8 protein-coding genes are annotated in these 7,366 nt (G+C 65.7%); 4 read left to right on the plus strand and 4 right to left on the minus strand.

Annotated features, from left to right (window positions below; translation table 11 throughout):
• Positions 1 to 331: 331 nt before the first annotated feature.
• Positions 332 to 1,507, plus strand: a complete 1,176-nt coding sequence (locus VN856_RS15680; protein ID WP_325690593.1) for a MinD/ParA family protein — start codon at positions 332 to 334, stop codon at positions 1,505 to 1,507.
• Here VN856_RS15680 and sigI read toward each other — a convergent pair.
• Complete coding sequence (sigI, locus tag VN856_RS15685; RefSeq protein ID WP_325690595.1) at positions 1,504 to 2,370, minus strand: RNA polymerase sigma factor SigI; 867 nt, start codon at positions 2,368 to 2,370, stop codon at positions 1,504 to 1,506. The two genes, VN856_RS15680 and sigI, sit on opposite strands and share 4 nt — an antisense overlap.
• Before the next feature lie 104 nt (positions 2,371 to 2,474).
• Here sigI and VN856_RS15690 point away from each other — a divergent pair, with 104 nt between their 5' ends.
• The 3 genes from VN856_RS15690 (at position 2,475) to VN856_RS15700 (ending at position 4,558) form a co-directional block, all read left to right on the plus strand.
• Positions 2,475 to 3,311 carry an NAD(P)H-binding protein gene (locus VN856_RS15690; RefSeq protein WP_325690597.1) on the plus strand — a complete coding sequence of 279 codons (837 nt, stop codon included), beginning with the start codon at positions 2,475 to 2,477 and terminating at the stop codon, positions 3,309 to 3,311.
• 15 nt (positions 3,312 to 3,326) lie between these two features.
• Positions 3,327 to 3,773, plus strand: coding sequence for a nitroreductase family deazaflavin-dependent oxidoreductase (locus VN856_RS15695; RefSeq protein WP_325690599.1), 447 nt, complete (start codon positions 3,327 to 3,329; stop codon positions 3,771 to 3,773).
• Positions 3,774 to 3,835: 62 nt separating this feature from the next.
• Entirely contained in the window at positions 3,836 to 4,558 is a 723-nt protein-coding gene (locus tag VN856_RS15700; RefSeq protein ID WP_325690601.1) for a hypothetical protein, read from the plus strand.
• On the opposite strand, the gene VN856_RS15705 is transcribed toward VN856_RS15700, so the two are convergent.
• The 3 genes from VN856_RS15705 to VN856_RS15715 form a co-directional block, all read right to left on the minus strand.
• Positions 4,545 to 5,180 carry a hypothetical protein gene (locus VN856_RS15705; protein ID WP_325690603.1) on the minus strand — a complete coding sequence of 212 codons (636 nt, stop codon included), beginning with the start codon at positions 5,178 to 5,180 and terminating at the stop codon, positions 4,545 to 4,547. The genes VN856_RS15700 and VN856_RS15705 overlap by 14 nt on opposite strands.
• A gap of 43 nt (positions 5,181 to 5,223) precedes the next feature.
• Positions 5,224 to 6,096, minus strand: a complete 873-nt coding sequence (locus VN856_RS15710; protein ID WP_325690605.1) for a 3-hydroxyacyl-CoA dehydrogenase family protein — start codon at positions 6,094 to 6,096, stop codon at positions 5,224 to 5,226.
• An 18-nt stretch (positions 6,097 to 6,114) separates the two neighbouring features.
• The coding region (locus tag VN856_RS15715) for an NAD(P)/FAD-dependent oxidoreductase (protein WP_325690607.1) at positions 6,115 to 7,366 on the minus strand (1,252 nt) is incomplete at its 5' end.

A 7,366-nucleotide genomic window follows, 5' to 3' on the forward strand; every position in this document is an offset into this window, starting at 1 on the left:
TTTGCTGTGATGGCGGTCGAAGGAAGTCGCGAAAACCCCCGCGCCTCACAATCAACGGGTGCAGCGGGTGACGCAGGTCACCAAAAGGCGTGGCAGCGAGGCTCTACGCGCTCATCGAGCGCCGGACATCGCGCATATTGGCCGAGGAGAACCGGGCATCGGGAGACCCCGCGCAAAAGTTGCCCGATATTTTTTCGCCGAGGCCGCGCATCGATGCCCCTGACCTGCGGGATCGGCGGAGGTGGCGTTGGGCCGGCCACGGCGGCTCTACGATGAAATCCATGAGCTTGGCCGCCCACCGCATCCGCGTAGTGTCGCGCTCGACGAGCTCATGAGCGAGCCTGACGATTTCCTGCGCGACCGGTTGCGACCCGCACCGCAGAGCGGGCCTGCGGGGCCGCCGCCACGCCCGCAGACCAGCGAGCCCCTTCCGGCCCCGCCGCAGCCGCCGGCTCCCCCACGCCCGGTAGAGCGACCGTCGTGGAGCGACCGCGACTTCGCGCCGCAGCGGCCCCCTCCCCCACGCCCCGCCGGCCCGTCTGAGCCGCGGTCGTGGAGCGAACTCGATTTCGCGCCCCGGGGTGACCGGGAACGCCGCCAGGCCGGCCCGCCCGGTCCCAGCTACGGCTGGCGCCGCATCGTCTACAAGGCCACCTTCGGTCTGGTGAACCCCGGCCCGTCGGCCCGTGAAAAGCAGGACGCCGCCCACGAAGCCACCATCGGGGCGACACTGCGGGGCAACTACAAGGTGGGGGTGCTGGGCAAAGGTGGTGTCGGCAAGACCACCGTCGCCGCCAGCGTGGGCTCGATCTTCGCCGAGCTTCGCCGCCAGGACCGTGTCGTCGCGATCGACGCCGACACCGCGTTCGGTCGGCTCGGCAGCAGAATCGACCCGCGGACCAACGGCTCGTACTGGGAGATCGCCGCCGACAAAGACCTTCGGTCCTTCGCCGACGTCAGCACCCGCGTCGGCAGCAATGCAGCCGGTCTGTACGTGCTGGTGGGCGAGCAGACGGCGGGGCAGCGACGGGTGCTCGATCCCGCGCTGTACCGCGAGGCCACCTCTCGACTGGACCGCCATTTCACCATCGCGATCGTCGACTGCGGCTCCACGATGGACGCGCCGGTGACCCAGGAGGCGCTCAGCGACCTGGATGCGCTGATCGTGGTGTCGTCGCCGTGGGCGGACGGCGCCGGGGCCGCGGCGCAGACGATGGAATGGTTGGCGTCGCACGGCCGTAGCGGCCTGCTGAACCGCACGGTGGTGGTGCTCAACGACTCCGACGGTCATTCGGACAAGCGCCACCGATCGCTACTGGCGAACCAGTTTGTCGAACGCGGCCAGAAGGTGGTGCAGGTGCCCTTCGACCCGCACCTGCGCCCCGGCGGGGTCATCGACGTCAGAAGCGAGCTGGCTCGCACGACGCGGAGCAGATTCCTGGAGATCTCCGCGACGATCGCCGGGTTCTTCGCCGCGCGGCCGGCAAGCCCGCGCGAAGCGCGCTAGGCACGCGCTGACGGGTCCGCGGTGGCCTCGATCTTGGTCACCCGATGATCGCGGATCGTCAGCACGATGACGGCGAACAGCCGTCGCTCGGCGAACGCCAACAGCACGGGCTGGCCGGCCGGACCGCTGACCACCGTGGCGCCGGGTCCCAGGTAGCGCAGCAGGTTGACGGCGACGTTGTGCGGTCCGTGGTTGATCTGCGGTGGCGGGGCGGGGTCGGCGAGCACGGTGCCGATTCCCCACACCGTCGGGTCGAGCACCGCGGCCAGCGCCTGCAGATCGCCGTTGGCGCACGCGGTGATGAACTGCTCGGCGACGAGCTGGTGTTCGGTCGTCGACACCTCGCCCGGCTTCGGTTGTCCGAGAGCGAATTTCGTCCGGGCCCGTCGTGCGAGCTGACGGCAGGTGCCCACCGGGCGACCGACCGTCTCGGCGATGGCATCGAAGGGAACACCGAAGACGTCGTGCAACACGAACGAGACCCGTTCGCCGGGGCTCAGTCGGCGCAGCACCTCCCATAGCGCCGTACGGACCTCGTCGTCCAGGGTCACCCGGTCGGCCGGATCGACGCGACCGGACTGATTGACGGCGGCCACCTCGGTACCGATGTCTTCGGGCCGCTCGTAACGTGAGCGCGCTGAGCGCACCTGATCGAGGCAGAGCCTGCCGGCAACCACGGTCAGCCAGGCGCGGACGTCGTCGATCGCGGTGATGTCGGCGCGCGAGAGCCGCAGAAATGCCTCCTGCGCAACGTCTTCGGCCTCACCCACGTCACCCAGCATCTGGTACGCCAGGTTGACCAGGTACGGGCGATGCTGCCGCCAGGCCTGGGTGACCTGGTCCTCGGACTGCGGTCGGCTCATGTGTTCACGACGATCTGGGTGGGCGAAAAGTTACAAGCTGCTGCTGTAACTTTCCCATCTCCCGGCCCGTCCTTGAAGAAAAGAACGCTGACCAGGAGGCCACCATGACCATCGTTGTAACCGGAGCGACCGGCAATGTCGGCCGACCGCTCGTGTCGCTGCTCGCCGCCGCAGGTACGCGGGTACGGGCCGTCACCCGCACGCCGAAGGTCGCCGCGTTCCCCGACGGGGTCGAAGCGGTGAGTGCAACCATCGATGCCCTGCCCGGGGCGTCGGCCGTGTTCCTCAATTCGCGAGCCCTCGGCGATCACCTCGCCGACGTCGTCGCCGTCGCGCGACACAGCGGGGTGCGGAAGCTGGTGGCGCTGTCGGCGATCAACGCCGACGACGACTTCTCGCGGCAGCCCTCGCGAGTGCGCGGCGACCGCAACCTCGAAGTCGAGCAGTTGGCCGTCGACTCCGGCCTGGACTGGGTGAGCTTGCGTCCCTCGGTCTTCGCAACCAACTTCGCCGGCATGTGGGGCGCGCAGATTCAAGCCGGCGACGTCGTCGGTGGGCCCTACGCCCAGGCGTCCAGCGCTCCGATCGTCGAGGCCGATATCGCCGCGGTGGGCGCGCACGCGCTGCTCACCGATGAGCTTGTCGGCCAGCGGATCCCGCTGACCGGGCCGCAGGCGCTCACCAACGCGGAGCTGGTCGACGTCATCGGTACCGTGCTCGGTCGTCCGCTGCGGTATCTCGAGGCCCCGCCCGATGCGGTGCGACAGCGCTTCATCGCCATCGGCCTGGGCGCCGAATTCGCCGATGCGTACACCTCGATGCTGGCTGACGCCGTCGACAAGCCGGCGTTGGTCACCCGCGAAATCGAAAAGATCACCGGCCAGCCGGCGACCCCGTTCGCCCGGTGGGTTTCCGATCACCGCCACCTGTTCACGAAATAGCAAAGGAGCCAGGCCATGTCCGATCCACGTCCACCGCGGTACCTCAAACCGATGAACAAGATGATGATCGCGGTGCAGAAACTCGGCGTACCGACTGGGCCCGCCATGGTGCTGACGGTGCCCGGCCGCAAGTCGGGTAAGCCGCGCAGTACGCCGATGACGCCGTTCCACGTCGACGGTGCCCTCTATGTCGTGGCGGGCTATCCCGGTGCGGACTGGGCTGCCAACGCACGGGCGGCCGGCACCGGCACGCTCAGCAGAGGCCGCCGGTCGCGATCGGTCAGGATCGTGGAACTGACTGCGGCACAAGCTCGCCCGATACTTCGGATTTTCCCGGTCGAGGTCCCGGTCGGCGTCGCCTTCGCCAAGAGTTCGGGGATGGTGACCGACGGAACGCCCGATGAGTTCGAAGCGCTGGCCGGCCGCATCGCAGTGTTTCGGTTCGACCCGGTGACGACGTGAAGGCTCCAGTTCGATCTCGCTGAAGCGGGCCGGATGCCGCGTCGCCGACCTATGCTCCGATAGTGGTGACCGACCTGCTCAACGCCGTGATCGCGGCGCACGGAGGCCTGGAGCGGTGGCGCACATTCGGGATCATCGAGGCGACCATCATCAGCGGCGGCAAGCTGTGGGAGATCAAGGGTCAGCCGCAAGATCCGACACCGCGACGGATGACTGTTGCGCTGCACCGAGAGTGGGCATCGGTGCAGCCATTCGGTGCGGCGGATCAAAAAACCGACTTCACACCGCAACGCGTTGCCATCGAGAAGCTGGACGGCCGCGTGGTAGCCGAACGCGTCAATCCGCGACAATCATTCGCGGGGCATGAATTGACGACACCGTGGGACCCACTGCAGCGCGCCTACTTCAACGGCTATGCGCTGTGGACCTACTTGACCACCCCGTTCTTCATGGCGCTGCCGGGCTTGACGGTCACCGAGTTGGATCCGATCGAGGACAATGGGGAACGCTGGTTCGGTCTACAGGCGCAGTTTCCGGATCGGTTTGCGACTCACAGCCAGACGCAGGAATTCTATTTCGGCAGCGACTTCCTGCTGCGCCGTCACGACTACCGGGTTGACGTCGCCGGCGGATTCGCGGCAATCCAATACGTTTACGACATCGTGGAAGCCGACGGGATCAAGCTGCCGTCCAGGCGACGGGCGTACCGCTGCGACGCCGACGGCCGGATCATTGCCGAGGATCTCATGGTGTCCATTGACGTCAGCGACGTCAATCTGACATGAAGAGTTCTCGATCCGTCCGTGTCGGCTGGCCGGAATCGGTGCGCCGCCATCGATAGCCGTCTTCGTCTTCGTACTCGAGCGTGATACACAGCTCATAACTCGGGTCGGTTGTCGTGTAGGCCATCACCGCGTACTGATTCGGCGACAGCATCCGCGGCCACCGCTTGACGAGGTGACCTGCGAGAGTGTCTCGAATCGCTTGCTTGAGCACCGGCACCAGGTCACTGCCGTGTTGATGGGATCCATCTCGCAGCGATTCGAGTTGTACCGCACGTGCGGCCCGGTCGAAGGCCTCATCGAACGGAACGTTTCGGCTGGCTGGCCGGCAGCCGCCCGGTACTTCAAACCCGTTGGCGTCCAATGCTTTGACATCGACCGCAACAATGCTGGCCATAGTGTTGCTTGCGTTGTCGACTCTGACGGTCCACCACAAGTCGCCGAAGATCGGTATTCGGCCGCGGGACGGCACGACTTTTCGCGCCTGAGCCTCGACACGGTCCATATGTACCCGGTGGAGCGCGTCCATCCGCTCTAGATGGTGTCGGTGTTCTTGAGAGGCTTTCCGGGGATCACGAATAACGGCGATGTACAGCGCGGTGAGCACGCCGATAGTGGTTGCCATCGCGCCAATAGCTTGAATTTCCTGAAGCAACAGCACCATTGATTCACGCCCCCGGGCGTGGATAGTCGTCGTAGAACCCGGCTCCGGATTTGACTCCCAACCGGCCTTGCTGAATGTAGTCGCGTAACAGCCGGCGTGGTCCTTCCGGATACTCGGGGTGTTCGGCGCAGTAGTGCTCTTCGATGTCCAGCACGACGTCCAGGCCGACCTGATCCATCATTCGGAAGGGCCCGGCCGACCCGGTGTTGATGTGGAACATCTGGTCGACGTCCTGCGGTGTGGACACGCCTTCGGCGACGACCTCGAGGCTTTCCCGCTTCACCGCTGCCCATACCCGGTTGAAGATGAAACCGGTGCTCTCCCTCCGCGCTTCGAATGGGTGGAGCCCAAACAGTGGCAGTGTCGCCTTCACGAACTCGATCACCTTGCGGTCGGTCTGCCCGCAGGACATGACATCGACCGCGGTCTGTTTGGGCGGCATATAGAAGTGGATGTTCAGCACCCGCTCGGGATGATGCACGTTGTCCAAGAACATCCGGCTGGCATAGGACGACGAGTTGCTGGCCAGGATCGCGTCAGGGGCCGACAGCTCGTCGAGTTGCCCGAACATCTGTTTCTTCAGCTCGAGCCGTTCGGGAATCGCCTCGATGACCAGCCACGCTTTGCCGACCGCCTCGCCGAGATTGGCCTCGGTGCAGACCTGACCGGGGCTCACGCCCGGAAGTCGGTCGGCGAGCGCCGGAAGCTCCTGCGTCACATAGTCGATCGCAGCGTCGCGTTGGGCTTCGGCAAGATCGTAGATCGTCACGTGGGCGCCGTGCGCGGCGAAGACGAGAGCGATACGCCGTCCGAGTGTGCCGGCGCCGATGACGGCTACCGGGCGGCTGGCGTAGTCCGCGGGTACGGTGAAACTCATTGGTCGCTCCTTGTCGTGTTATGCGGCGTTGGCCGCTGATTGGGATGGGGTCGACGGGGCGGTGCCACCCGGTGGCAATGCCTGACGACCGGTGATAGTGAGCTGGCCCCGGTTCATCGTCAGGAAGGTTGTTGTCCACGAAATGATCGTGGTGACCTTGCTTTTGAAGCCGACCAGATAGGCCAGATGCAGAAGCAGCCACGCCACCCAGGCCGGGAAGCCGCTGACTTCCAGTCGGCCCATTTTGACGACCGCTGAAAACCGCGAAACGGTGGCCATGGAGCCCTTGTCGAAATAGTGGAATGGTTCGCGTGCGGCACGGTGGAACGGTTCGCGGATGGCTGGGGCGTCCACTTTGAGCTCGGCCCTGATGGCGCGCGCGGCGTACCTTGCGCCCTGGATCGCACCCTGGGCCATGCCGGGAACGCCTGGGACCGAGGCCATGTCACCGATGACAAACACGTTCGGATGTCCAGGAACGGTCAAATCGGGTAACACATTCACGCGGCCCGACCGATCGACCTCGGCACCGGCTTGTTCGGCGATCTGCCGACCGAGCGGGCTGGCGGCCACCCCGGCCGACCACACCTTGCAGACCGATTCGATGCGACGGGTGGTGCCATCGTGGTCCTGGACTGTCAATCCGTCGCGGTCGACATCGACGACCCTTGCGCCGAGCTGTATCTCGACACCCATCTTCTGTAGTCGCGCCTGGGCCTTGCTGCCCAGGTGTGCGCCCATGGGCTGCAGAACCGCAGGACCCGCGTCGAGCAGAATCACCCGCGCCTGGGTCGAGTCGATATGGCGGAATGCACCTTTCATGGTTTGGGCCGCCAGTTCGGCTATCTGCCCGGCCAGCTCAACCCCGGTAGGGCCCCCGCCGATGACGGTGAACGTCAGCAGTTTCTCGCGGAGCGCCGGGTCGCTGGTCCGGTCCGCCAGCTCGAACGCGCCGAGGATGCGCCCGCGCACCTCCAGCGCATCGTCGATGGTTTTCATGCCAGGCGCGAATTCCGCGAAATGGTCATTACCGAAATAGGATTGGTCGGCGCCGGCCGCTACGATCAGGCTGTCGTAGGCGGTCTGGTAGCGCTGCCCGAGCAGTTCGGCAACCACGTAGCGCCCGGCCAGATTGATCTCTACGACGTCACCGAGCATTACGTCGGCGTTGCGTTGGTTGCCGAGAACCTTCCTGGTGGCAGGGGCGATCTCGCCCTCGGACAGTATTCCCGTCGCAACTTGATAAAGCAGCGGCTGGAACAGGTGGTGC

The organism is Mycobacterium sp., assembly GCF_035603715.1.
In the GTDB taxonomy this organism is placed as follows: Bacteria; Actinomycetota; Actinomycetes; order Mycobacteriales; family Mycobacteriaceae; genus Mycobacterium.